The sequence below is a fragment of the Streptomyces sp. NPDC056373 genome (assembly GCF_042262425.1).
Lineage (GTDB): Bacteria > Actinomycetota > Actinomycetes > Streptomycetales > Streptomycetaceae > Streptomyces.
On the sequence record NZ_JBHJPX010000006.1, the window covers coordinates 64,386 to 87,917 of the forward strand.

The following is a 23,532-nucleotide window of genomic DNA, read 5'->3' on the forward strand; positions in this document are numbered from 1 at the left end:
ATGCATCAGATAAGTACCGTCCGGCGGAGGGGACCCATGGCGACCGAACTGCCCCGCATCATCAGCGTCGACGACCACGTGATCGAGCCCGCCCACCTCTTCGACACCTGGCTGCCGGCCAGGTACCGCGAGCGCGGCCCCAGGGCGCTGACCGCCGGCATCGGTGAACTCGCCTACATCGGCGGCAAGTACCGGATCACCATGGACCCGGACGGCCAGCCCACCGACTGGTGGATCTACGAGGACCTGAAGTTCCCGTACAAGCGCAACATCGCCGCCGTCGGCTTCGACCGCGACCAGATGACCCTGGAGGGCATCACCCGCGAGGAGATGCGGCCCGGCTGCTGGGACCCCAAGGAGCGCCTGAAGGACATGGACCTCAACCATGTCGAGGCGAGCCTCTGCTTCCCCAGCTTCCCGCGGTTCTGCGGCCAGACCTTCGCCGAGGCGCACGACAAGGAAGTCGCCCTCGCCTGCGTGCGCGCCTACAACGACTGGATGGTCGAGGAGTGGTGCGGCGACAGCGGCGGGCGGCTCATCCCGCTGTGCCTGATCCCGCTGTGGGACGTCGGCCTGGCGGTCGAGGAGATCCGCCGCAACGCCGCGCGCGGGGTGAAGGCCGTGACCTTCTCCGAGATCCCCACCCACCTCGGGCTGCCGTCCATCCACTCCGGCTACTGGGACCCGTTCTTCGCGGTCTGCCAGGAGACCGGCACGGTGATCAACATGCACATCGGCAGCAGCTCCCAGATGCCCGCCGCCTCGCCGGACGCCCCGCCCGCCGTCCAGGCCTCGCTCAGCTTCAACAACGCGATGGCCTCGATGATGGACTTCCTCTTCAGCGGGGTCCTGGTGCGCTTCCCCCGCCTGAAACTCGCCTACTCCGAGGGCCAGATGGGCTGGGTCCCGTACGCCCTGGAGCGCGCCGACGACGTCTGGGAGGAGCACCGGGCCTGGGGCGGCGTGCGCGACACGATCCCCGAGCCGCCGTCCACGTACTACTACCGGCAGATGTTCTGCTGCTTCTTCCGCGACAAGCACGGCGTGGCGTCCCTGGACGTGGTCGGCCGTGACAACGCCACCTTCGAGACCGACTACCCGCACGTCGACTCGACCTTCCCGCACACCAAGGAGGTCGCCCTCGACCACGTCGAGGGCCTCGACGACGAGACGGTGTACAAGCTGATGCGGGGCAACGCCATCCGGATGCTCGACCTGGACCTCGACCGCTGATGGACCTGTCGGACACCCCCGAGGAGGCGGACTTCCGGGCCCGGCTGCGCGAATGGCTCGCAGCGGTGCTCCCCGGCCTCCCGCCCCGGCCGTCCCCCGACGACTGGCCCGGGCGGCGGGCCTGCGACCTCGGCTGGCAGCGCCGGCTCCACGACGCCGGGTACGCCGGCGTCCACTGGGACGCCCCACCGAGCGTCCGGCTGATCTTCCTGGAGGAGACCGAGAGGGCGGGCGCGCCCTACGTCGGTGCCAACTTCGTGGGTCTGCTGCACGCCGGTCCGACCATCGCCGCCGAGGGCACCGCGCGGCAGCGGGAGCGCTGGCTGCCGCCGATCCTGCGCGGGGAGGAGGTCTGGTGCCAGGGCTTCAGCGAACCGGAGGCCGGTTCCGACCTCGCGGCCCTGCGCACCCGCGCGCGCCGCGACGGCGACGACTACGTGGTGACCGGCTCCAAGATCTGGACCTCCCACGCGGAAGTCGCCGACTGGTGCGAGCTGTTGGTCCGCACCGACCCCGGGGCGCCCAAGCACCGGGGCATCACCTGGCTGGCGATGCCCATGGACGCGCCGGGCATCACCGTGCGGCCGCTGCGGACGCCGGCCGGGTCCGCCGAGTTCGCCGAGGTGTTCCTGGACGAGGTGCGGGTGCCGGTGGCGAACCGCGTCGGGGACGAGAACGACGGCTGGCGCGTGACCATGGTGACGCTGTCCTTCGAACGCGGTACGGCGTTCGCCGGCGAGGTCGTGGCCTGCCGGCGAGTGCTGGGCGAACTGGCCGTCGAGGCCCGCAAGAACGGCCGCTGGGACGACCCCGGCCTCAGGCGCCGGCTGGGCCGGCTGCACGCCGAGTTCCGGGCGCTGTGGCGGCTCACGCAGTGGAACGTCAGCGCGGCGGAGGCGTCGGGCGGGGTGCCGGGCACCGGCGGCTCGGTCTTCAAGCTCCGCTACTCGCACGCCCGCCAGGAGCTCTACGAGGCCGCCGCCGAGGTGCTCGGCCCCGACAGTCTCGACCTGGACCGGCCGTGGACCGTCGACCGGCTGTCCTCCCTGGCGTACACGATCGCGGCCGGCACCTCGCAGATCCAGCACAACATCATCGCCGAGCGCATCCTCGGCCTGCCGAAGGGGCGGTGAGCCGCCGTGCGTTTCCGCTTGACCGACGACCAGCGGGCCCTGCGGGAGGCAGTGCGCGAGGCGCTGCCCCGGTGCTTCGACGGGGAGGCGCTGCGGGCGGCGGTGGCGGGTGCGGGGGGTGGCGGTGCCGTAACCGGCGGTGAAGGCGCGGGGCGTTCCGAGGCGGGTGGCGGGGGTGCGGGCGCGAGGAGTTCAGCGGCGGACGGTGGTGGTGAGGGGGGCGAGGGGGCGGGGCGTTCCGAGGGTGGCGACGGTGTGATCGCGGGGCGTTCGGCGGCCGGCGGGGGCGGCGCGGGGAGTGACGGGGCGGGGCCCGGCGTGGGGCCCGGCGGGGCGGTGCGGCTCGATCGGGGGCTGTGGCGGGCGCTCGGGGAGCTCGGGTTCTTCGCGTTGCGGCTGCCGGAGGCGCAGGGCGGGGTCGGACTCGGCCCGGTGGAGGCCGTGTTGGTGTTCGAGGAGGCGGGGCGGGTGCTGCTGCCCGGGCCGCTCGTCGCCACCCACCTCGCGGCCGGGACCGTACCGGGTGCCGCCACCGGGGAGACGGTGGTCGCGGCCGTGGACGGCGCACTCGTGGAGTGGCTGGCGGAGGCGGACGCCGTGCGCGGGGACGCCACCGGCGCCGTGCCTGTGCGCTCGCTCGACCCGCTCACGCCCCTGCACCGCGTCCCCGCCGGGCGGCCGGCCCCCGACCCCGTCGCGAGCCTGCTGAGCGCCGCCGAGCAACTCGGCACGGCCGTCCGCGTCGGCGAACTCGCGGCGCAACACGCCCGGGCGCGCGAACAGTTCGGCCGGCCCGTCGGCGCCTTCCAGGCGGTGGCACATCTGTGCGCGGGGATCCTGGTCCGGACGGAGACGGCACGTGCCGCCGTGTACGCGGCCGCCGTCACGGGCGACCCGGCCGACATCGCCGCGGCCCGGCTCCTCGCCGACGAGGCCGCTGTGCGCGGCGCCCGCGACTGTCTCCAGGTGCACGGCGGCATGGGCTTCACCTGGGAGTCCGAGGTCCACCTGCATCTGAAACGCGCATGGGTTCGAACTCAGCGTACGGGTGGAGTCACGGAGAGTGAGGAGATGCTCGCGGCGGCCCTGACATCCGAAACGGCCTGACGGGCCGTCTGGCTGCGGTGTCGCCGTGCACGCTCCCAGGGATGTCGCGGATCGTGGCATACCGGAATCACGGAGCGTTGATATCGGCTTGTGTCCTCAGTGTGACTCGTTACGGCCTGGAGTCGATTGCCCACTCCGGTACCTTGTGTCAGATGCGAGTGGCTCCGAGCGCAGTGCGACCCCGTCGCGCCGCCTGTTCGACTGCCCGCGGCGAGCGTCGCACAGTATGCCGCACGGGTACTCCTTCGCGCTGGAATATGCCCGAAGCGCTTGTTGGCGTGACTGTACGTCAACCATGCTGTCCCACAAGGGATTCACGTTCCGTGATCCTTGTCCCGGCCGTTGTTCTGGCCATGCAGAAAATGGCTACGATCGTGGCCCTCGTGAGGCGCGAGCCTAAGTGTCCGCCGGTTCGGATGGTGTGAGCGGTGCAGGTGCTTCAAGTGCAGCTGGAGATCCGGCCCGACCCCGCAGAAGTGGGGCGAGCCCGGCGGTGGGCCCGCTCCCGCCTGGCCGGGTCCGGCATACAGGCCGACGAACCCCTCGCCGAGACGCTGATCCTGCTCGTCTCCGAACTCGTCACCAACGCCGTGGTGCACACCGGCCGTCCCGCAGTCCTGAGGCTGTCCCTGCCGCACGTGGTGACGGAGGAGGCCACGGTCCGGCTCGAGGTCGCGGACCGCAGCGGCCGGGCCCCCGTGCCCCGGTGCGCCGGCGACGACGCGACCGGCGGCCGGGGTCTGGCGCTCGTGGACGGCCTCGCCGACCGCTGGGGCTGGAGCGTCGAGGCCACCGGCAAGCGCATCTGGTGCGAACTGGACCGGTGTGCGAAGTCCGGTGACCTGACGGCCTCCTGCGGGGGCGGTGCGGTGGCGTACGGCGGTGGCGCGCCCTTCGAGGGGCTGGCGTACGAAGCGGTGTAGCGCCGCCGCCCGTCGCCCGCGCCTGCCGGGCGCGGTGTGCGGCGGCACATGCCTCGGGTGTGTGCGGCGGGCCCGGGGCACGGATGCATCGAGCCATCGGCTTCTGTCGTGCCATGCGGCGATGCGCCGGGACGTGCTTCCGTGCGCGCCCACGGCAAAAGCCTCAAGTGCGGCATATCGCCGGACGGGTGTTGACGGGTCGTGACCGCTTGCTCACGCTTGGGGGCAGCGATTCGCCGAGAGGGGACGACGAGGGCTTCGGTGGACGGCAGCCCTCGTCGAGTGTGAGTCGTGATTCGGCGTCGGCTTCCTTCAGGGCCAGGAAGCCGGGGCGGGAGCGCCGGAGTCGGGTGGCGGCGCGCGCTGCCGTGCTCGGGCCGAGCAGCGCGGCGCCGCCATCCAGCTGCGGCGGGTGGCGGCCCGGTGCGGAGGCGGGTCCTGCGACCCGCCGGTCCCGGGGTCCGTCTACAGGACGGCGACGGGTGCCACCGGCGAGCCGGTCGCCCCGGTGAACGGCTCGGGGGTGGCCGTCAGCAGGAAGGCGTACCGGCCCGCTTCTCCACAGGCTGTGGACAACGTTTCGAGATTCCAGTTCTGGCCCTGCGGCATGCCCATCTCCACGAGGTGGAGCGCGTGCACCGGCAGCCACAGGTCCGCCACCTCCGGCGGGAACACCTCGAAGGTCAGGGTGTCGTTGGCGACGGCCGCGACATCGCGCGCGTGGAACCACTCCGGGGTGCGGATCGACAGCCCCGGCGACGGATACGCGTAGCCGTGCCGGTCCCCGGCCAGGCAGGCCTGGATCTGCCCGGTCCGCACGAGCACGACGTCACCGGCCCGCACCCGGGTGCCGGCCAGCTCCTCCGCTGCGTCCAGATCCTCGGGCGTGACGGCGTACCCACCGTCGAGCCGCTCCGTGCCCCGTGCCCGGGCGACGTCCAGCAGCACTCCGCGTGAGACCAGGTGCCGGACCGTGCCGATGCCGCTGAAGGCGGCGCCGCCGTGCGGGGTGACGGTGCCGGCCGGGCGGCCGTTGTAGAGCCGGCCGGAGTGCGAGACGTGCGGCAGCGCGTCCCAGTGGGTGGCCGCCTGGAGCCCCATGGTCACGACGTCGTCGCTGCACGCGACCGTGCCCGGGCCGAAGATCTCCTGGTTGATCTGCACCATGGTGTGCAGGGGGTTGACGCGGCCGGGGATCACGCCGGTCTGCACACCGTCCTGCTGGAGGGGCAGGGCGAGGGGGACACGCCGGCCGGTGCGGACGGTCGCCACGGCCTGCCGGACGACCTCGTCGGTGATCAGGTTCAGCGTGCCGATCTCGTCGTCGGATCCCCAACGCCCCCAGTTGTTCACGCGCTTGGCGATGTCGTGGAACGCGTCCGGCAGCGACATGAGTCCTCCCCGGGGCTTGTCTTCCCATATCTGACGGGTCGTAGAATTCGGGAACCGACAATCTAACGGTCCGTCAGAAACGGTGGGACGGGAAGGGGCCGGGCGTGGGGAACTTCTTGGCAGGCAAGGTCGTCGCCGTCACGGGTGCCGGGCGGGGCATCGGCCGGGCGGTCGCGCTCGCGGCGGCGGCCGAGGGCGCGAAGGTCGTCGTCAACGACTACGGTGTCGCGGTCGACGGGGGCTCGCCGGCGAGTGAGGTCGCCCAGGCCGTGGTGAAGGAGATCGAGGCGGCGGGCGGGGAGGCGGTGGCCGTCGCCGACGACATCTCCACGATGGCGGGCGGGCAACGGGTCGTGGACGTGGCGCTGGAGTCGTACGGGCGGCTGGACGGGGTCGTCTGCGTGGCCGGGATCCTGCGCGAGCGGATGCTGTTCAACATGACCGAGGAGGAGTGGGACCCGGTCGTCGCGACGCATCTGAAGGGCACGTTCACGGTGTTCCGGGCGGCCTCGGCGGTGATGCGGAAGCAGCGGGCCGGGACGTTGATCGGGTTCACGAGCGGCAATCACCAGGGGTCGGTGTCGCAGGCCAACTACAGCGCGGCGAAGGGCGGGATCATCTCGCTGGTGCGCAGCGCGGCGCTCGGGCTGCACAAGTACGGGGTGACCGCGAACGCGGTGGCCCCGGTGGCGCGGACGCGGATGTCGGCGGGGGTGCCGACGGAACTGGCGGAGATCGGGGAGCCGGAGGACGTCGCCGCGCTGGTGGTGTACCTGCTGTCCGACGCGGCGTCCCGCGAGGGGATCACCGGGCAGGTGTACACGGTGGCCGGGGCGAAGATCGCGGTGTGGGCGCAGCCGCGGGAGCTGCGCGCCGCGTATGCCTCCGGCGGGTGGAGCGTGGAACGGATCGCGGAGTTTCTGCCCGGGTCGGTGGGAGTGGATCCGATGCCGACGCTGGAGCGGGTGGGGGAGATGGAGAGGGCCGCGGCTCGAGGAGAGCGGCCGAACGCCCAGTAGCGCGGGGGTGGGGGTCGTGTGGCGGGGTGCGGGTGGGTTGTGGCTGGTCGCGCAGTTCCCCGCGCCCCTGGGTGGTTGATCCGCTGTCCCTGTGCAGGACCTGGCCAATCAAGGCGGTCGAGCGTGGAGTTCGGGTTCGGGCAAGAGGATGAGGACTTTCGCGCCGAGGTGCGCGACTGGCTGGCGGCGCATGCCGAGGAGGCTGTCGACCGCCGCACCTGGGAGCGCACCCTGGGTGCTGCCGGGTGGATCGGGCTCGGGTGGGGTGAGGGCGGTCACGGGAACCGGCGGGCCACCCTCACCCAGCAGGTCGTCTGGGCCGAGGAGTACGCGAGGTCGGGCGCGCCGCCGCGCTCCGGGCACATCGGGGAGAACCTGCTCGCCCCGACGCTCGTCGCCCACGGCACCGGTGAGCAGAAGTCGCGCTTCCTGCCACCGATCGCCGCCGGGGCGGAACTGTGGTGCCAGGGGTACAGCGAACCCGGCGCCGGGTCGGACCTGGCGGGGATCCGGACCGCGGGCGTGCCCGAGCCGGACGGCCGTACCTACCGGGTCAGCGGGCAGAAGATCTGGACGTCGCTCGCCCACGAGGCGGACTGGTGCTTCGTGCTGGCCAGGACCGAACCCGGCTCGGTGCGGCATCACGGCCTGTCCTTCCTGCTCGTCCCCATGGACCAGCCCGGACGGATCGAGGTCCGCCCCATCCGGCAGATGACCGGCACCAGCGAATTCAACGAGGTCTTCTTCGACGGGGCCCGCGCGGAGCACGTCGTCGGCGGCGCGGGCAACGGCTGGCGCGTCGCCATGAGCCTGCTCGGCTTCGAACGCGGGGTCTCCACCCTGGCCCAGCAGATCGGCTTCGCCCAGGAGCTGGGCGCGGTGGTGCGGACGGCCGTGGAGTCGGGCGCGGCGCGGGATCCCGTCGTACGGGAACGGCTCGTGCGGCAGTGGGCCGACCTGCGCACGATGCGCTGGAACGCCCTGCGCACGCTGGGGGGTTCCGGTGACGCGGGCGCCCCGAGCGTGGCCAAGCTGCTGTGGGCCGGCTGGCACCAGCGGCTCGGGGAGCTGGCCGTGCTGGTGCGGGGCGCGGCGGCAGGGGTGGGCCCGGCCGACTGGTCGGCCTCGGCGCCGTACGAACTGGACGCCGCCCAGCACCTGTTCCTCTTCTCTCGTGCCGACACGATCTACGGCGGCTCGGACCAGATCCAGCGCACGATCATCGCCGAGCGGGTGCTCGGCCTGCCCAGGGAGCCCAAGGGGGCCGTGTGATGCGAGGCGTGATCTTCGACGGGAAGCAGGTCCGGGTCGTGACGGACCTGGAGGTGCGCGAGCCGGGGCCGGGCGAGGTGCGGGTCGCGATCTCGGCGGCCGGGCTGTGCCACAGCGATCTGTCGGTGGTGGACGGGACCATCCCGTTCCCCGTTCCCGTGGTGCTGGGCCATGAAGGTGCCGGGGTCGTGGAGGCGGTGGGTGCGGGCGTCACCCATGTCGTACCCGGGGATCATGTGGCGCTGTCCACCCTGGCGAACTGCGGCACGTGCGCCGAGTGCGACCGGGGGCGGCCGACCATGTGCCGGCGGGCCATCGGACGCCCGGGCCGGCCGTTCCGCCACGGCGGCTCGCCGGCGCACCAGTTCGCGTCCAACTCGGCGTTCGCCGAGCGCACGGTCGTCAAGGCCGTACAGGCGGTCCGCATCCCCGACGACATCCCGCCGGCGTCGGCCGCGCTCATCGGGTGCGGGGTGCTGACGGGGGTGGGTGCCGTGCTCAACCGGGCGCGGGTCGACCGCGGCGACAGCGTCCTGGTCATCGGCACGGGCGGCATCGGCCTGAACGTGCTCCAAGGGGCGCGGCTCGCGGGCGCCGGGCGGATCGTCGCCGTCGACGCCAACCCGGCGAAGGAGGAGGCGGCGCGACGGTTCGGGGCGACCGACTTCCTCACCTCGGCCGAGGGCGTGCGCGACCTCCTGCCCACGGGGGCGGACCACGCCTTCGAGTGTGTCGGCCGGGTGGAGCTGATCCGGCAGGCGATCGACGTGCTGGACCGGCACGGCCAGGCGATCCTGCTCGGGGTCCCGCCCGCCACGGCCGAGGCGTCCTTCCGCGTCTCCTCGATGTACCTCGACAAGTCCATCCTGGGCTGCCGCTACGGCTCCTCCCGCCCGCAGCGCGACATCGCCCTGTACGCCGAGCTGTACCGCCAAGGGCGCCTCCTGCTCGACGAACTGGTCACCCGGACCTATCCGGTCGAGGACTTCGAGAAGGCGGCGGCGGACGCCGAGGCGGGTCGGGTGGCGCGGGCGGTGCTCACCTTCTGACGGCGCCGGCGGTGTCGTTCTCCGCGCGGAACGTGCGCCGGTAGGCCGTGGGTGTGACGCCCAGGGCCGACTGGAGGTGCTGGCGCATCGACTGGGCCGTGCCGAAGCCCGCGTCCCGCGCCACCTGGTCGACGGAGCGGTCGGTGGACTCCAGGAGGTGACGGGCCCGCTCCACGCGCTGCTGGGTGAGCCACTGGCCGGGGCTGACGCCGGTCTCCTCGCGGAAGCGGCGGGTGAAGGTGCGCACCGACATGGACTCCCGGCCGGCCATGTCGCGCAGCTGGATCGGCTCGTGGAGACGGCCCAGGGCCCAGGCGCGGGCGGAGGTCGTGGTCGCCTGCTGCGGGTCCGGCACCGGACGGTGGATGTACTGCGCCTGACCGCCGTCGCGGTGCGGCGGTACGACCGTGCGGCGGGCCACGTCGTTCGCGACCGCCGTGCCGTGGTCGCGGCGCACCATGTGCAGGCACAGGTCGATGCCGGCCGCGACGCCCGCGGAGGTCAGGACGTCGCCGTCGTCGATGAACAGCACGTCCGGGTCGACCTCGATCCGCGGGAAGAGCCGCTGGAACCGGTCGGCGTCGGCCCAGTGGGTGGTGGCGGGCCGGCCGTCGAGGAGACCGGCGGCGGCGAGGACGTAGACGCCGGTGCAGATGGAGGCCAGCCGGGTGCCCGGGCGGATGTGAGCGAGGGCGGCGGCCAGTTCGGCGGTGAGCACGCCCTGCTCGAAGACCGGGCCCAGTTCGTACGACGCCGGGACGATCACCGTGTCGGCGGTCGCCAGGGCCTCGGGGCCGTGCTCGACCTGGATGGCGAAGTCGGCGTCGGTCCGCACCGGACCCGGCGGGCGGATCGAGCAGGTGACGACGTCGTACAGCAGGCGTCCCCCGGCGTCCCGGGGGCGGCCGAAGATGCGGTGCGGGATGCCCAGCTCGAAGGGGAGCAGGCCGTCCAGGGCGAGGACGACCACGCGGTGCGGGCGGAACTCCGGCTCACGGCTCATGCCGAGATCCTATGGCCCGATCCTGACGAATGCTGTCCTTCGGGCCACTCGATGGAGCGCTCCGCAGGCCGGAAGCTCTATGGCGTGACCCAGACAACCGAAGCAGCGTCCGTCCAGCAGCCGCCGAGACCGACCCGGGTGCGGGTGCACCGCGCCTGGTTCGTCGCTGCCGTCACCTTCGTGACGATCATCGGTGCCGCCGCCTTCCGTTCCGTGCCGGGCCTGCTCATCGACCCGCTGCACGCCGAGTTCGACTGGTCGCGCGGCACGATCGGCGCCGCCGTCTCGGTGAACCTCGCGCTGTACGGCCTGACGGCCCCGTTCGCGGCGGCCCTGATGGACCGCTTCGGCATCCGCCGGGTCGTCGCCGTCGCCCTGACCGTGATCGCCGCCGGTTCCTGGCTCACCGTGTGGATGACCGCGGCCTGGCAGCTGATGCTCTGCTGGGGCCTGCTGGTCGGCCTCGGCTCCGGCTCCATGGCGCTGGCCTTCGCGGCGACCGTCACCAACCGCTGGTTCACCGCACGGCGCGGCCTGGTCAGCGGCATCCTCACCGCGGCCTCGGCCTCCGGCCAGCTCATCTTCCTGCCCCTGCTGTCCTGGATCATCGACCGGTACGACTGGCGCCCGGCGGCCGTGACGGTCGCGCTCGCCGCGCTCGCGGTCGTGCCGTTCGTGTGGCTCCTGCTGCACGACCACCCGGCCGACGTCGGCCAGAAGCCTTACGGCGCCGCCGAGTTCGTGCCGAAGCCGCCGCCCGTCCCCGGTGCCGCCCGCCGGGCCGTGACCGTGCTGCTCTCGGCCGTGCGCACCGGCCCGTTCTGGCTGCTCGCCGGCACCTTCGCGATCTGCGGCGCCTCCACCAACGGCCTGATCCAGACCCACTTCATCCCCGCGGCCCACGACGCTCACATGCCCGTCCAGGCCGCCGCGTCCCTGCTCGCGGTCATCGGGGTCTTCGACGTGGTCGGCACGATCGCCTCCGGCTGGTTCACCGACCGCTTCGAGCCGCGCCGCCTGCTGGCGGTGTACTACGCGCTGCGGGGCGTGTCACTGATGTTCCTCCCGCTCCTGCTGGGCCCGGCGGTCCACCCTCCGATGATCTTCTTCATCGTCTTCTACGGCCTCGACTGGGTCGCCACGGTCCCGCCGACCCTCGCCCTGTGCCGCGAGCGGTACGGCGAGGACAGCGCGATCGTCTTCGGCTGGGTCCTCGCCTCCCACCAGGTCGGCGCCGCCCTCGTCGCCTTCCTGGGCGGTCTCGCCCGCGACACGTTCGGCACGTACGACGTGGTCTGGTACGCGTCGGGGGCACTGTGCGCGGCGGCGGCGCTGATGGCGCTGGTGATCCGGCGCAGCCCGGTCCTCGCGACGGCGGCCTGAACCGGTCGCCCGTCAGGCCGGGTTCGGTCGTGTGAGACCCGCCCGGGCGGTGCCGCGGATCCGCTTCGTCCGCCCGCGCTCGGCAAGGACGTGGAGGGCTTCGGGGCTCCGCCCGGACGCGGTCCTCAGCTGGAGCCAGTCGGACGAGGCGAGCAGGTCGTCCTGATCCCAGGGCAGCCCGAGTGCGACGGCACGGAACAGGGCCCACTCCCGCAGACGCCGGGCCGGGAAAGGACGGTCGCCCACCACCCGGGCCATCGCCTCCGCCCACTGCTCCCATCCGGGAGTGGGCCACAACTCCTCGGCACGGCGGTCGAGGTGGCGCACCACGGCGGCACCGGCCATCACCGGGTCCGGGTCGGCGAGGACTTCGGCGACCCGGCCGGACTCGTCCGCTTCGGTGACCTGCTCCAGTTCGGCCAGATGGGCGGCGAAGCGCGCGTGCTCGGGCGGCTCGTGTGCGCTGTCCTCGGCGTTCATGCGGCTGTTCCCTTTCACTCCTCGGCATCCGGATCACCGGTGACGGACCCCGCGCTGCGTGCCGGGTCTAAGCTGGACCCGGCAACTCCTCCGTTCGGAAGGCTCGTTGATGACACTCGGCATGGTCCTCGGTGACGTGGTCGTCGTGACTTCGCGCGTTCGCTCACGTTCGACCTTCCGAGGAGTCTGCCGTGTCCACGATCCACTGGGTCGAGGCTCGACCCCGTTCCGCCCGCTGGCACTCTGAGTCCGGGCTGCCCCTGCCCCGCCGGGTCGTCGTCGCCGACGACGGCATGCGGGCCGCCCTCGCCCATCGGCTGGCCTGTGAGGGCACCGCGCTGCTGTGGCGCGGGGATTTCCACAACGCCCGCCAGTTGCTGCGCGCCATGGACCGCCGTATCGGCCGCAGCGCGCCCGCGGCACCGGGCTCTGCGGCCGAGGCGTTCCACGCCCACCGCCGGTCCCGCGCCCATCGCGCCCGTGTCCTGGGCAAGTTGCTCGTCCTGCTGGAGCAGGACCACACCTTGGCGCTGCGCCGCGCACCGGATGTGCGCCGAGCGTGCGACGAGGCCTACGGACCGCCGTCCGGCGGGCCGGTCGCCGTCGCCCTCACGGAACTGCTGGGTGTGATCAGCGCCCGGGAGTGGCGGGAGAAGGGCGTGCACGCACCGGCGCTGGGCGCGCGGATCCACCCGCACTACGGGGTGTTCGCGCCGACCAGGAGCGAGTACGTCGATCTCGTCGCGCGGGCGCCGCTGCCCCGCGGGGGCGCCGTGCGTACGGCGTTCGACCTGGGTACCGGCACCGGGGTCCTGGCCGCGGTGCTGGCGCGGCGCGGGGCCGGCCACGTGGTGGCCACGGACATCGGCTCCCGGGCCCGGTCCTGCGCACGGGCGAACGTACGGCGGTTGGGGCTTGAGGCGAGGGTCCGCGTCACCGGGCCCGGCCTGTACCCCGGCGGACGTGCCGACCTCGTGGTCTGCAACCCGCCCTGGCTCCCCGCCCGGCCCTCCTCCGACCTCGACCTCGGCGTCTACGACCCGGGGGGTGCCATGCTCCGGGGCTTCCTGAGCGGGCTCGCCGGCCGGCTGGAACCCGGCGGTGAGGGCTGGCTCGTGCTGTCCGACCTGGCCGAGCGGCTCGGGCTGCGCGACCGCGGGGAGGTGCCTGCCTCCGTCGAAGCGGCGGGGTTGCGCGTCGTCGGCCGGCTGGACACCCGTCCGCGTCACCCCCGTGCACGGGACTCGGGCGATCCGCTGCATGCCGCCCGGGCCGGCGAGATCACGTCGCTGTGGCGGCTGGCGGCTGCCTGAGCCCTGCGGGGGTGGCGGCCTCCTGTGCCCTGCGGGTGGCGGCCTTTGTGCCCTCCAAGGGCGGCAGCGTGTGTCCCACCGGGGCGGCATCCCGTGCCCCGCGAGGGCGGCAGTCCGCGCCCTACGACGCCGTCACTCCCGCGAAGCGTCCCCGGTGGAAGAGCAGCGGGTCGGCGTCGGCGACCGCGCCGAGGGCGTCCACCCGGCCGACCACGATGAGGTGGTCGCCGCCCGGGTGGACGGCGTGGATCGTGCAGTCGATCCACGCCACCGTGCCCGTCAGCCGGGGCGAGCCGGACACCGGGGCCGCGTCGTACGTCACCCCCGCGAACTTGTCCGCCCCGCTCACCGCGAAGGAGCGGCACAACTCGCCCTGGCCGGAACCCAGGACGTTCACGCAGAACACCCCGGCGCGGGCGATCCGCGGCCAGGTCGTCGACGTCCGGCCGACCATGAAGGCGACCAGGGGCGGGTCGAGGGAGAGGGAGGTGAAGGACTGGCAGGCGAAGCCGGCAGGAGGGTCGCCGGCCGTGGCGGGAGGTGCCGTGACGACGGCCACGCCCGACGCGAAGTTCCCCAGGACCCTGCGGAACTCCCGTGGGTCGAGCGGCGCCCGCTCGTCGGCGCCGACACAGCGCAGTTCGGGCCGTGGCAGCGTCTCCACCGGCTCCGGGGCGGCCGTGCGGACGGACCTGAGGTAACGGACGGCGACTTCCGCCATCCCTGCTTGTCCCATCACACCGTCATTGAAGCTGACGACTCGTCAGATAGGAAGGGTCAGCGTCCCCTGAACTCCGCGCCCCGCCGCTCCACGAAGCTCCGCACGCCCTCCCGTGCGTCCGCCGTCGTCATGTTGATCTCCTGAGCGGCGGCCTCCGCGGCGAAGGCGGTGGCGCGGTCGGTGTCCAGGGAGGCGTTGACGAGCTGCTTGGTCAGGGCGAGGGCGCGGGTCGGGCCGGCGGCGAGGCGTTCGGCCCAGGCGCGCGCCGTCTTCACCAGCTCCTCGTCGGGCACGACCCGGTTGACCAGCCCGAGGCGCTCGGCGTCCGGGGCGGTGAGCGCGTCGCCGAAGAACATCAGCTCCTTGGCCCGCTGCGGGCCGACGAGCCGCGGCAGGAGGTAGGCGCCACCGCCGTCGGGGACCAGCCCGCGACGCACGAACACCTCGACGAAGCGGGCGGATTCGGCCGCGAGGACCAGATCGCAGGCGAACGCGAGGTGCGCGCCGAGGCCGGCCGCCGTGCCGTTCACCGCCGCGATCACCGGCTTCTCGCAGTCGAGGACAGCGGCGATCAGCCGCTGGGCGCCGGTGCGCAGTGTGCGCGCGACATCGCCCGCGAGGCGTTCGCCGGGCGCGCCGGCGCCCCGGAGGTCCGCTCCGGAGCAGAAGCCGCGGCCCGCCCCCGTGATCACGACGGCCCGCACCTCCGCCGCGCCCGAGGCCTCCGCCAGCAGCCCGACGACCTCCTCGCGCTGCCCGGGCGTGAGGGCGTTGAGGCTCTCGGGCCGGTTGAGGGTGACGGACAGGATGTGGTCCGTGATCGTGTGCAGCACCGCGGGCTCCGTCATCAGCGGCACACCGCCAGCGCGTCCAGCGCCACGGCGCCCTGCCCCTGCGGCAGGACCATCAGCGGGTTGATCTCCAGTTCCGCCAGCCGGTCGCCGAGTTCCAGGGCCATGCGCTGCACCCGCAGGACCACCTCGACCAGCGCGTCCAGATCCGCCGGCGGCCGCCCCCGGACCCCGTCGAGCAGGGCCCGTCCGCGCAGCCCGGCGAGCATGTCCCGGGCCTGCTCCTCCCCGAAGGGCGGCACCCCCACGGCGGTGTCGCGCAGCACCTCGACGAGCACACCGCCGAGTCCGACGGTCACGGTCGGGCCGAACAGGTCGTCGTGGGCGACCCCGACGACCATCTCCACGCCCTGCTCGACCATCTGGCAGACCAGGACGCCGTCCAGGGCGACGTCCTCGTAGCGGGCGATGTCGGTCAGCTCCCGGTAGGCGTCGCGGACCTGGCTGGCCGAGGTCAGCCCGATCTTCACCAGGCCCAGCTCCGTCTTGTGGGCGATGCGGGCGCCGGAGGCCTTCATCACCACCGGGTAGCCCACGAGCCCGGCCGCGCGGACGGCCGCCGCCGCGCTGGTCACCAGCTGCTCGCGCGGTACTCGGATGCCGTACGCCCGCAGCAGCTGCTTCGCCGCGTGCTCGCTCAGCTGCCGGCCGGGCTGCATCAGGGCCTGCGCCTTGCGGTAGGACGGCGAGAGGGTGCGCGGGGCCTCGTCGAAGGGGGAGCGGTAGCCGGTCGTGAAGCGGTGGTGGGCGAGGTGGGCGCGGACGGCGGTGAGGCAGTTGCCGACCGTGCGGAAGGTCGCCACGCGGGAGGAGCCGAGCAGGACCTCGCGGTAGGCGGGCTCGGTGCCCACCGGCGACCCCCACACGACGCAGACCAGCTTGTCGGTCCGCTCGGCCGCGTCCACCAGGTCCCGCACGAGCCGGTCGCTGAGCGGCGGGAACGGCCCGGTGACCGGGCAGATCAGCACGCCCACCTCGGGGTCGTCGAGGATCGCGTCGATGATCTTCCGGCCGCGTTCGTCCCCGACCGGATGGCCGCCGTTGTCGACCGGGTTGGCGACGGACAGGTAGGCGGGGATCCACTGGTGCAGCTCGGCCTGCTTGGCCTCGGACAGCACCGGCAGGCTCAGGCCCGCCTCGGTCGCCAGGTCGGCGACGTGTGCGCCCGTGCCGCCGGAGATGGAGTAGACGACGACCCCGTCGGCGCGCGGCGGCCGGGCCCGGGCCAACAGGGTTGCCGTGTCCTGGAGTTGGTCGAGACCGTCGACGCGGATCACGCCGTACTGGCGCAGCGCCGCGTCCACCACCGCGTCGGCGCCGGTCAGTTTGCCGGTGTGGGAGGCGGCCGTGCGGGCGCCGGCCTCGGTACGGCCCACCTTGACGGCGACGACCGGGACTCCGCGCCGGGCGGCCCGGTCGGCGGCGAGCAGGAAGGAGCGTCCGTCCTTCAGGCCTTCGAGGTAGCAGGCGATGGCGCCGACCTCGGGCTGCTCGGCGAACCAGGAGAGGAAGTCGGCGCTGTCCAGGTCGGCCTCGTTGCCGGTGGGTGCCCAGTGGGAGAGGCGGATGCCGAGTTCCTGGAGGGCGAAGACGGGCCGGCCCTGGTGGCCGGACTGGGTGATCAGCGCTATCGCCGGGCCCTGGAGGTCGTCGCGGAACCGCTCGAAGGCGTTGAGGTTGGTGTTGGGACCCAGCAGCCGCATACCGGACTGCGCGACGGCGGCTGCCAGTCGCCCCTGTGCGGCCTCGCCCTCGGGCCCGGTCTCCGCGAACCCGGACGCGAACACGACCGCGAACCGGGCCTTGGCCTCGGCCAGTTCCTCGATCACCGGCAGCGGGTCGCCGACCAGCACCACGGCCAGATCGACCTGCTCGGGCAGGGCGGCGACGGACGGGGAACAGGGGATGCCGAAGACGGACGGCCGGCTGGGATGCACCGGGTACAGCCGGGCACCGACCCGCTCCGCCCAGTCGGCCAGCTGCCGCGTGATGCCGGTGTTCGGGCGGCCCTCGGCGTCCGAGGCGCCGATCACGGCGACGGAGCGGGGGCGGAAGAAACGGTCGAGATCGGGTACGTCGGCGTGCAGGGGCCGTCCGCTGACGTCGAGGTCGCCCGACTGGGCCGGCCTGCCGTGCACGACGGGCCCGGACCGCTCGCCACAGGCGATGGCCCGGGTCCGGCGGGAGTCGGTGGTGAGGGTGCCGTGAGTCGATCCAAGCATCGTTTCCGCCCGCTCCTGTGAGACAGCCGCTAACTGACGCTCTGTCAGATTAACGAACTGATGCGACGTCAGGAACGGTGTGGGCGTGCAAAGTTGACCGAGCCGGTCGACCGGGTTACTCCGGCCTCTCAGCCCGGCAGGCGGGACACGCTCCCCGCCCCGTTCCGCGCCACGGCCTTCGCGATCTTCACCGCGTCCAGCGCCAGCTCGCGGAGGTTGCCGCTGATCGGGTTGGTGAAGCCGGTGAAGTGCAGGCCGGGGGCGGACTTCGGGGTGCGGGCCCCGTGGGCGACGGGCCTGCCCCGGTCGTCGAGGACGCCGAGGTGGCCGACCAGGTCCTCCAGGGCGCGGACGTAACCGGTGGCGGCGATCACGACGTCCGGGGAGATCCGGCTGCCGTCGGCCAGGGCGATCTTGTCGCCGTCCTCGAAACCCTCCACGGCGGCCACGATCTCGACCTTGCCCTTGCGCACCGCGTCGATCAGACCGACGTCCTGCACCGGGATCGCCCCCTGCCTCACCCGCGTGTACAGCCCGGTGTCGGGACGCGGCAGCCCGTGCGCCGACAGGTCGGGCACGGCGACCTTGGCCTGCGCCCGGGAGATCCGGTCGACCAGGCCGACCGGCAGCCGGCGGACCAGGACACCGCTGTACTGGGCGGCCCAGCCGGCGGTCGAACGGCGCACGATGTGGGGGACCGTGCGCACGGCGAGCCGGACCCGCGAGGCGCCGCTCTCCACCAGGTCGACGGCGATCTCGGCGCCGGTGTTGCCGACCCCGACGACGAGGACGTCCCGGCCCGCGTAGGGCTTGCCGCTGCGGTACTCACCGGCGTGCAGGAACTCGCCGGTGAAGCCGGACCGGCCGGGCCAGTCGGGCAGGCTCGGGGTGTGGTTGTAGCCGGTGGCGACGACCACCGCCGCGCCGGTCAGCTCCCGGCCGCCGGTGGCGTGCAGCAGCCAGCCCGTGTCGTCGGGGGCGCGCTCGACACGGGACACCTCGACGCCGGTGACGATCTCCAGGCGGTGGTGCTCGGCGTACTTCTCCAGGTACCGCACCACGTCGTCCCGGGCCACCCACCGTCCGAACCGGCGCGGCATCGGCAGTCCGGGCAGGGCCGAGAGGCGGCGGGTGGTGTGCAGGTGCAGCCGGTCGTAGTGGCGGCGCCAGGACGCCCCGACCCGGTCGGACTTCTCCAGGACGACGGCCCGTACGCCCCGGGCGCGCAGCGCGTACGCCACGGCGAGCCCGCCGGGGCCGCCGCCGATGACGTAGACGGGGCGGTCGGGTGCGGGCTGTGCGGAGGCGTGTGCGGGGGGTGTGGAGTCGGCCATGAGCGCGAGCGTAATCACGGGACTGCTTGATGGGTCTCGGTCAAGACCGGAATTGGTTTCGGATTGATCACGGCTGTAGGGGGTGAGGGTGGGGCTCGCGGTGTGGGGGGCCTGGTTGTGGCGGGGTGGTGATCGTTTCTGGCCGCGCCGCCTTGAGGGGCCGGCCGGAGCCGAGGTGCTGCGGGGCCCTTGCGCATCCGCTGATCTGACGTACCGTCAGATCGCATGGACGCGATCTGGCTCACCGGAGCGGGATGGCTTGCCGTGCTGCGGATCGGGCTCGGGCTGTGGTGGCTGGAGAGCTGGCGGCACAAGGACCGCAAGGCGTGGTTCGAACGGGGCACCGGCATCGCGTGGGCCGCCGGCATAGCCGCCGAGCACCGCTGGAGAGCCGTCCGTGCGGGGTTCGAGGCGGCCGTGGCGCCGCGCCCGCGCGTGATGGCGTACGTCGTCGTCTACGCCGAACTCGCGCTCGGACTGGGCCTGATCACCGGCTTCCTCACCCCGGTCGCCCTGGTCGGCGGGTTCCTCCTCAACGCGCTGTACTTCACGCTCATGGTCCACGACGTGGCCGAGCAGGGGCAGAACTCGATGATGGCGCTGATGTCGGTGGTGGGACTGTTCGGGATGTCCTGGCAGACGTGGTCGCTGGACAGCGCGCTGGGGCTGTTCTGATGACCGGCCGCTTCGACCTGCCCGAGCCGGACGCCTTCACGCGGACGTACTGGGACGCGGCCGCCGAGGGAAGGCTGCTGATCCGGCGCTGCGGGGCCTGCGGCCGGGCCCACCACTACCCGCGCGAGTTCTGCCCCCACTGCTGGAGCGAGGACGTGACCTGGGAGACGGCGAGCGGCCGCGCCACGCTCTACACCTGGTCCGTCGTCCACCGCAACGACCTGCCGCCGTTCTCGCACCGTGTCCCATACGTCGCCGCTGTGGTCGCGCTTGCGGAGGGGCCGAGGATGATGACGGAGATCGTCGGCGCGAGGGGCACACCGCACCCCCTCACCGGCGAGGATCCAGGCGCTCCGGGCCTGTCGGCCGGGGCGGCGCTGGAGGTGGCGTTCCGGGAGGGGGTGCCGGTGTTCCGGGCGGTGCCGAGGGGCTGAGCGGTGCCGCCGGGGGCAGGCGAGCGACCGCCACCGGTCGGCACGGCCGGTCGACACGGCCTGTCGGCACGGCCTGTCGGCACGGCCTGTCGGCACGGCCTGTCGAGGCGATCCAAATCTTGGCCGTCCTTCGAGCATGACGGGTCGGCCACCCGGCACCACGGGCTTCAATAGGACCCATGGCCCCCATACGCGACCAGTCCTCGACCGGCCCCGACTCGCATCTGCACGGCCACGGCCTTGCCCTGCGCCCCTGGGACGCGGGATCGGGTGCCGACGTCGACACGTGGCTACGAGGGCTGCGGGACCCGGAGTTCCGGCGCTGGAACACCCCGCTGCGGCCGGTCGTCGACCGGGCGAGTGCGCGGGAGTCGCTGCTCGCGCGGGCGCAGAGTGCCCTGGAGGGGACGTCGGTGTCGTTCCGCGTCGCGGACGCGCGCAGCGACACCCCGCTCGGGCACATCGGCGTCAACGAGATCAAGTACCACCTGAAGGTCGCCCGGGTCGGCTACTGGGTGCTCCCCGAGGCCCGCGGCCAGGGCGTCGCCACCCGTGCCCTCCTGATCGCCGCACACTGGGCCCTCACGGAACTCGGTCTGCACCGCCTGGAGTTGGACCACGCCGTCGGCCATGACGCCTCGTGCCGGATCGCCGAGACATGCGGCTTCCCGTACGAGGGCACCCTGCGCGGCGCGATCTTCCAGGAGGACCGGCACGACGCCTTCCGGGACGCCCATCTGCACGCCCGCCTGGCCACGGACCCGGAGCCTGCGGATCCCTGAGAGGGAGCAGGGCGGCCTGTGTGACGGGTGTCACTTCGGGTGGGCGATCAGTTCCTCCCGCCCCACCGGTCATACCCGGCGACCGCGACACGACCGTCATGCAGAGAAGGGACCGGCCGAGATGAGCGCACCCGTGAAGGGCCCCGCCAGCTACTTCCCGTCGATCGAGAAGAAGTACGGCCGGCCGATCGCCGACTGGCAGGAGCTGATCCGCACCTCGCCGCTGAAGCGGCACATGGAGCTCGTCAACTGGCTCAAGACCGAACACGGCCTGGGGCACGGCCACGCCAACGCGCTGGTGGCACACACGCTGGCCGAGGGCAGCGGCAACTGAGCGCAGGGGGGGCTGGCCTGCCGAAAATCAGGGGTGCACGTCAGGCGGCGGACGGCACCATGAACCATGGACACCGATACGAACACCCGGGCAGAAAAGGTCGGTTGGCACCTCACCTCCGACCTCGACGACTTCCTCGCCCGAGCGGGGGCCTTCCTCCACTCCCGGCCGGCGCTGCACACCGTGCCGCTGACGGTCACGGAAACCCTGCGAGCCCGCGGCCGGAGCGTGTACGGGGAGGGACCACCGGAGTTCGGCCTGCTGGAACGGGACGGTGCGGTCCGGGCGACCTTCTTCCGCACCCCGCCGCACTGGCTGAACCTCACCGCCCTCACCCCCGAGGACGCCGACGCCCTCGCCGCCCGTCTGGCCGCCCTCGGCCGAGGCCTGCCCGGGGTGAACGCCGAATCCGACACCGCAGCCGCCTTCGCCGCGGCCTGGCAGCGGCACACGGGCGCCCAGGCAGCCCTGCGCCAACGCCAGCGGCTCTACCGGCTCGGCCCCCTGACCGCACCCGGACCCGTGCCGCCCGGCCGTCCCAGGGTCGCCGTCGAGTCCGACCGCGAGCGACTGAAGCGCTGGCACGACGAGTTCAGCGAATCCGTGGGCCAGGGCACCGGCCGCGACTCCGCGGAGTGGGCGGACGCCCGCATCGACAGCGGCACCATCACCTTCTGGGAGGCCCCCGACGGCACACCGGTCGCCATGGCCGGCACGAGCCCCCGGGTCGCCGGCCAGGTCCGTGTCGCCCCCGTCTACACCCCACCCCACCTGCGTGGCCGCGGCTACGCGGGCGCGGCGACGGCCGAGGTCAGCCGCGCCGCACTGGCCGCCGGAGCGGACGAGGTCCTCCTCTTCACGGACCTGTCCAACCCGACCAGCAACGGCCTCTACCAGCGCATCGGCTATCGCCCGGTGGCGGACTTCGCCGTGTACGACTTCACGTAGACGTCACCATCGCCGGACGAGCGCCCCCGGACCCGACCCATGCTCCCCGGGACGAGGCCGGGGCCGCCCGTCCTCACGGCCACAGCAGCTCCCGCGACCATGCCTCCCCGTCCCGCTTCTCCTCCCGCCGATAGCGGAGCCTGACGTGCCGCCGTCGCTCGTCGCCCTGGAAGAACTCCACCTCCTCGGCCCGCAGCCGGTACAGCGTCCAGGACGGCACCGGTGCCTCCGGTTCCCGTGACGCCCGTTCCCACGCCGATTCCGAGGCCCGGGCCAGGTCGTCCAGGGAGGGCAGGACCTCGCTCTGCCTGCCCGTCAGCGCAGCGGCCAACGCGCCCGTCGACCGGGCGTGCAGATCGCCCTGGGCGTCCTCGGACGGGGCCGCCGTCACCGGCCCGCGCACCCGGACCTGCCGACCCAGCACCGGCCAGTAGAAGCCGAGCGCGGCGTACGGGCGGGCGGCGAGGTGCCGGCCCTTGCGGCTGCCGGCGTGGGACGCGAAGGACCAGCCGTCGGCGTCCGCGCCGTGCAGCATGACGATCCGTACGTCGGGCAGGCCCGACTCGTCCGACGTCGCCAGCGACATGGTGTGCGGCTCGCTCTGGCCGGCCGCCACCGCCGCAGCGAACCACTCGGTGAACAGCGGCAGGGGAGCGGCCGGTGCGTCGGCCGGCTCGAAGGAGGGCAGGTCCGTGACCTCCGGGTCCCAGACCCGCAGTGACCTCAGCAGCTCGTGAAGATCGGTTGCCATGCCTCGATTGTCACCGGTTCCGGTGCCCCCGGGGGTACTCCGGGCCGGACACCGGCCAGCCGGGGCGCGGGCCGCCGGTTGTCGCCGGCGTGGCGTGCAGACGGCTCAGCCGTACCGCTTCCTCGTCGCGGAAGGCCGCTACCTCGCGGCAGCGCCGGCTCATCACGAACTCGCCGAGCGGCACGCACAGGTCCATGCGCTGGATACACACACCGACCATGAACGGGCCGTTCACGGCGCGGTACAGCCGGACCCCGTAGTACCCCTCCTGGCAGTCGTCGGGGTTGTTGAAGCGGCAGTCGGCACACGTCTCGGGCAGGCGCACGTGCCGGATGCTCTTCGCGTACAGCGTGCGCCCGTCGGGCAGGCGGTAACGCACCCGCTGGTCCGATGCCCCGGCCGTGATGATGCGGCGGACCGGCACGGCGCCCAGGTGGTCGACGACATCCTGCATGGCGGCCAGGGATGCGCCTCCGTCTTCCAGCGACACGAGCATCCGGACCACGACGGATCGCCCGTGCCGCTCGATGACGCGGAGCACGCGGTCGACGTGGCCACGGTCGGGGATCACGATGTTGGCGGAGACCTTGATGCCGTGCGCGGTCGCGGTCTCGATCGTCGCGTCGAGGGCGGTCAGCTTGCGCTCGGCGAGCTTCGGCGAGGCGAGGCGTGGGGCTTGGACGGCGGCGAGCTCGGCCGGGGTGGTGCCGAATACGGACAGGTTGATGCGGTCGAGGCCGGCGGCCGCGGCTGCGGGCAGGACCGCGGTGCCGTTCTCTCCGTTCGAGGTGAGCCCGACGGTGAGGCCGAGGCGCCGGGCGATGGCGATCAGGCCGGGCAGGTCGGGGTGCAGCGTCGGCTCACCGCCGGTGAAGTGGACTTCGTTCGTCGGGAGGCTGCCGCGCACGGCGGCGAGGGCCAGGGCGAAGTCCGCGTCGGCGGCGATGCGGGCGGGCAGGAAGTCGGCGCCGTTGGTGCGGAGGTAGATGGACACGCGTCCGGTGCCGCCTGGTGCGGCGACCGGTGTCCCTTCGTTGTGGCAGAACGAGCAGGCCAGGCCGCATGCGTCGATGATCTTCACGCGTAGGGTGCGGTCGGGTTGTACTTCCACCGGCACGTCGTTCAAATCGTGCATGGTGCTTCCTCTCCGGGCCGGTCCGGGCGCGGTGCCCC

23 protein-coding genes are annotated in these 23,532 nt (G+C 73.1%); 14 read left to right on the forward strand and 9 right to left on the reverse strand.

All coding sequences use genetic code 11. From position 1 onward, the window contains the following. Positions 1–36: 36 nt before the first annotated feature. The 4 genes from ACFCXS_RS13890 (at position 37) to ACFCXS_RS13905 (ending at position 4,396) form a co-directional block, all read left to right on the forward strand. A complete protein-coding gene (locus ACFCXS_RS13890) occupies positions 37–1,233 on the forward strand; it encodes an amidohydrolase family protein (RefSeq protein WP_376643468.1) in 1,197 nt (398 codons plus the stop codon). Then, positions 1,233–2,366, forward strand: a complete 1,134-nt coding sequence (locus ACFCXS_RS13895) for an acyl-CoA dehydrogenase family protein (protein WP_376643469.1) — start codon at positions 1,233–1,235, stop codon at positions 2,364–2,366. The genes ACFCXS_RS13890 and ACFCXS_RS13895 overlap by 1 nt, the downstream gene beginning before the upstream one ends. A 6-nt stretch (positions 2,367–2,372) precedes the next feature. Then, positions 2,373–3,473: an acyl-CoA dehydrogenase family protein gene (locus ACFCXS_RS13900; protein ID WP_376643470.1), complete on the forward strand. Its 1,101-nt coding sequence runs from the start codon at positions 2,373–2,375 to the stop codon at positions 3,471–3,473. A 443-nt stretch (positions 3,474–3,916) separates the two neighbouring features. Beyond that, on the forward strand, positions 3,917–4,396 hold the full coding sequence (locus ACFCXS_RS13905) for an ATP-binding protein (RefSeq protein WP_376643831.1): 480 nt from the start codon (positions 3,917–3,919) through the stop codon (positions 4,394–4,396). 465 nt (positions 4,397–4,861) lie between these two features. On the opposite strand, the gene ACFCXS_RS13910 is transcribed toward ACFCXS_RS13905, so the two are convergent. After that, positions 4,862–5,788 carry a cyclase family protein gene (locus tag ACFCXS_RS13910; RefSeq protein WP_376643471.1) on the reverse strand — a complete coding sequence of 309 codons (927 nt, stop codon included), beginning with the start codon at positions 5,786–5,788 and terminating at the stop codon, positions 4,862–4,864. 104 nt (positions 5,789–5,892) lie between these two features. Between ACFCXS_RS13910 and ACFCXS_RS13915 the strand changes: the two genes are divergently transcribed. The 3 genes from ACFCXS_RS13915 (at position 5,893) to ACFCXS_RS13925 (ending at position 9,128) form a co-directional block, all read left to right on the forward strand. Continuing rightward, positions 5,893–6,807 (forward strand): SDR family oxidoreductase, encoded by a 915-nt coding sequence (locus ACFCXS_RS13915; RefSeq protein ID WP_376643472.1) that lies wholly within the window; start codon positions 5,893–5,895, stop codon positions 6,805–6,807. Positions 6,808–6,930: 123 nt separating this feature from the next. Continuing rightward, a complete protein-coding gene (locus ACFCXS_RS13920) occupies positions 6,931–8,079 on the forward strand; it encodes an acyl-CoA dehydrogenase family protein (RefSeq protein ID WP_376643473.1) in 1,149 nt (382 codons plus the stop codon). Further along, on the forward strand, positions 8,079–9,128 hold the full coding sequence (locus ACFCXS_RS13925; RefSeq protein ID WP_376643474.1) for a Zn-dependent alcohol dehydrogenase: 1,050 nt from the start codon (positions 8,079–8,081) through the stop codon (positions 9,126–9,128). The genes ACFCXS_RS13920 and ACFCXS_RS13925 overlap by 1 nt, the downstream gene beginning before the upstream one ends. Here the strand turns inward: ACFCXS_RS13925 and ACFCXS_RS13930 are convergent. Beyond that, positions 9,118–10,131 carry a GlxA family transcriptional regulator gene (locus ACFCXS_RS13930; protein ID WP_376643475.1) on the reverse strand — a complete coding sequence of 338 codons (1,014 nt, stop codon included), beginning with the start codon at positions 10,129–10,131 and terminating at the stop codon, positions 9,118–9,120. The two genes, ACFCXS_RS13925 and ACFCXS_RS13930, sit on opposite strands and share 11 nt — an antisense overlap. Before the next feature lie 84 nt (positions 10,132–10,215). On the opposite strand from ACFCXS_RS13930, the gene ACFCXS_RS13935 reads away from it, so the two are divergent. Further along, the gene (locus tag ACFCXS_RS13935) at positions 10,216–11,514 is read left to right on the forward strand and encodes an MFS transporter (RefSeq protein ID WP_376643476.1); all 1,299 of its coding nucleotides are present in this window, start codon (positions 10,216–10,218) and stop codon (positions 11,512–11,514) included. Positions 11,515–11,526: 12 nt separating this feature from the next. Here ACFCXS_RS13935 and ACFCXS_RS13940 read toward each other — a convergent pair whose 3' ends face one another. Next, a complete protein-coding gene (locus ACFCXS_RS13940; RefSeq protein WP_376643477.1) occupies positions 11,527–11,994 on the reverse strand; it encodes a hypothetical protein in 468 nt (155 codons plus the stop codon). A 191-nt stretch (positions 11,995–12,185) separates the two neighbouring features. Here ACFCXS_RS13940 and ACFCXS_RS13945 point away from each other — a divergent pair, with 191 nt between their 5' ends. Further along, a complete protein-coding gene (locus ACFCXS_RS13945; RefSeq protein ID WP_376643478.1) occupies positions 12,186–13,307 on the forward strand; it encodes a methyltransferase in 1,122 nt (373 codons plus the stop codon). Between the two features lie 121 nt (positions 13,308–13,428). On the opposite strand, the gene ACFCXS_RS13950 is transcribed toward ACFCXS_RS13945, so the two are convergent. From ACFCXS_RS13950 to ACFCXS_RS13965, 4 genes are all read right to left on the reverse strand, one after another. Then, complete coding sequence (locus ACFCXS_RS13950) at positions 13,429–14,043, reverse strand: flavin reductase family protein (RefSeq protein ID WP_376643479.1); 615 nt, start codon at positions 14,041–14,043, stop codon at positions 13,429–13,431. Between the two features lie 41 nt (positions 14,044–14,084). After that, entirely contained in the window at positions 14,085–14,876 is a 792-nt protein-coding gene (locus ACFCXS_RS13955; protein ID WP_376643480.1) for an enoyl-CoA hydratase/isomerase family protein, read from the reverse strand. Next, positions 14,876–17,101, reverse strand: a complete 2,226-nt coding sequence (locus ACFCXS_RS13960) for an acetate--CoA ligase family protein (protein ID WP_376643481.1) — start codon at positions 17,099–17,101, stop codon at positions 14,876–14,878. The genes ACFCXS_RS13955 and ACFCXS_RS13960 overlap by 1 nt, the downstream gene beginning before the upstream one ends. Before the next feature lie 128 nt (positions 17,102–17,229). Next, a complete protein-coding gene (locus ACFCXS_RS13965; RefSeq protein WP_376643482.1) occupies positions 17,230–18,435 on the reverse strand; it encodes a flavin-containing monooxygenase in 1,206 nt (401 codons plus the stop codon). Between the two features lie 225 nt (positions 18,436–18,660). Between ACFCXS_RS13965 and ACFCXS_RS13970 the strand changes: the two genes are divergently transcribed. The 5 genes from ACFCXS_RS13970 to ACFCXS_RS13990 all read left to right on the forward strand — a co-directional run bounded on the left by ACFCXS_RS13970 (position 18,661) and on the right by ACFCXS_RS13990 (position 21,608). After that, positions 18,661–19,110, forward strand: a complete 450-nt coding sequence (locus ACFCXS_RS13970; protein ID WP_376643483.1) for a DoxX family protein — start codon at positions 18,661–18,663, stop codon at positions 19,108–19,110. Further along, positions 19,110–19,544, forward strand: coding sequence for a Zn-ribbon domain-containing OB-fold protein (locus ACFCXS_RS13975; protein ID WP_376643484.1), 435 nt, complete (start codon positions 19,110–19,112; stop codon positions 19,542–19,544). The genes ACFCXS_RS13970 and ACFCXS_RS13975 overlap by 1 nt, the downstream gene beginning before the upstream one ends. A 179-nt stretch (positions 19,545–19,723) precedes the next feature. Beyond that, a complete protein-coding gene (locus tag ACFCXS_RS13980) occupies positions 19,724–20,326 on the forward strand; it encodes a GNAT family N-acetyltransferase (RefSeq protein ID WP_376643485.1) in 603 nt (200 codons plus the stop codon). A 121-nt stretch (positions 20,327–20,447) separates the two neighbouring features. Beyond that, a complete protein-coding gene (locus ACFCXS_RS13985) occupies positions 20,448–20,660 on the forward strand; it encodes a DUF4287 domain-containing protein (protein WP_376643486.1) in 213 nt (70 codons plus the stop codon). A 66-nt stretch (positions 20,661–20,726) separates the two neighbouring features. Continuing rightward, entirely contained in the window at positions 20,727–21,608 is an 882-nt protein-coding gene (locus tag ACFCXS_RS13990) for a GNAT family N-acetyltransferase (protein WP_376643487.1), read from the forward strand. Positions 21,609–21,681: 73 nt separating this feature from the next. On the opposite strand, the gene ACFCXS_RS13995 is transcribed toward ACFCXS_RS13990, so the two are convergent. Together ACFCXS_RS13995 and ACFCXS_RS14000 are read right to left on the reverse strand one after the other, a co-directional pair. Continuing rightward, positions 21,682–22,359 (reverse strand): pyridoxal 5'-phosphate synthase, encoded by a 678-nt coding sequence (locus ACFCXS_RS13995; protein WP_376643488.1) that lies wholly within the window; start codon positions 22,357–22,359, stop codon positions 21,682–21,684. A 10-nt stretch (positions 22,360–22,369) separates the two neighbouring features. Beyond that, a complete protein-coding gene (locus tag ACFCXS_RS14000; protein WP_376643489.1) occupies positions 22,370–23,494 on the reverse strand; it encodes a radical SAM protein in 1,125 nt (374 codons plus the stop codon). Positions 23,495–23,532: the final 38 nt, after the last annotated feature.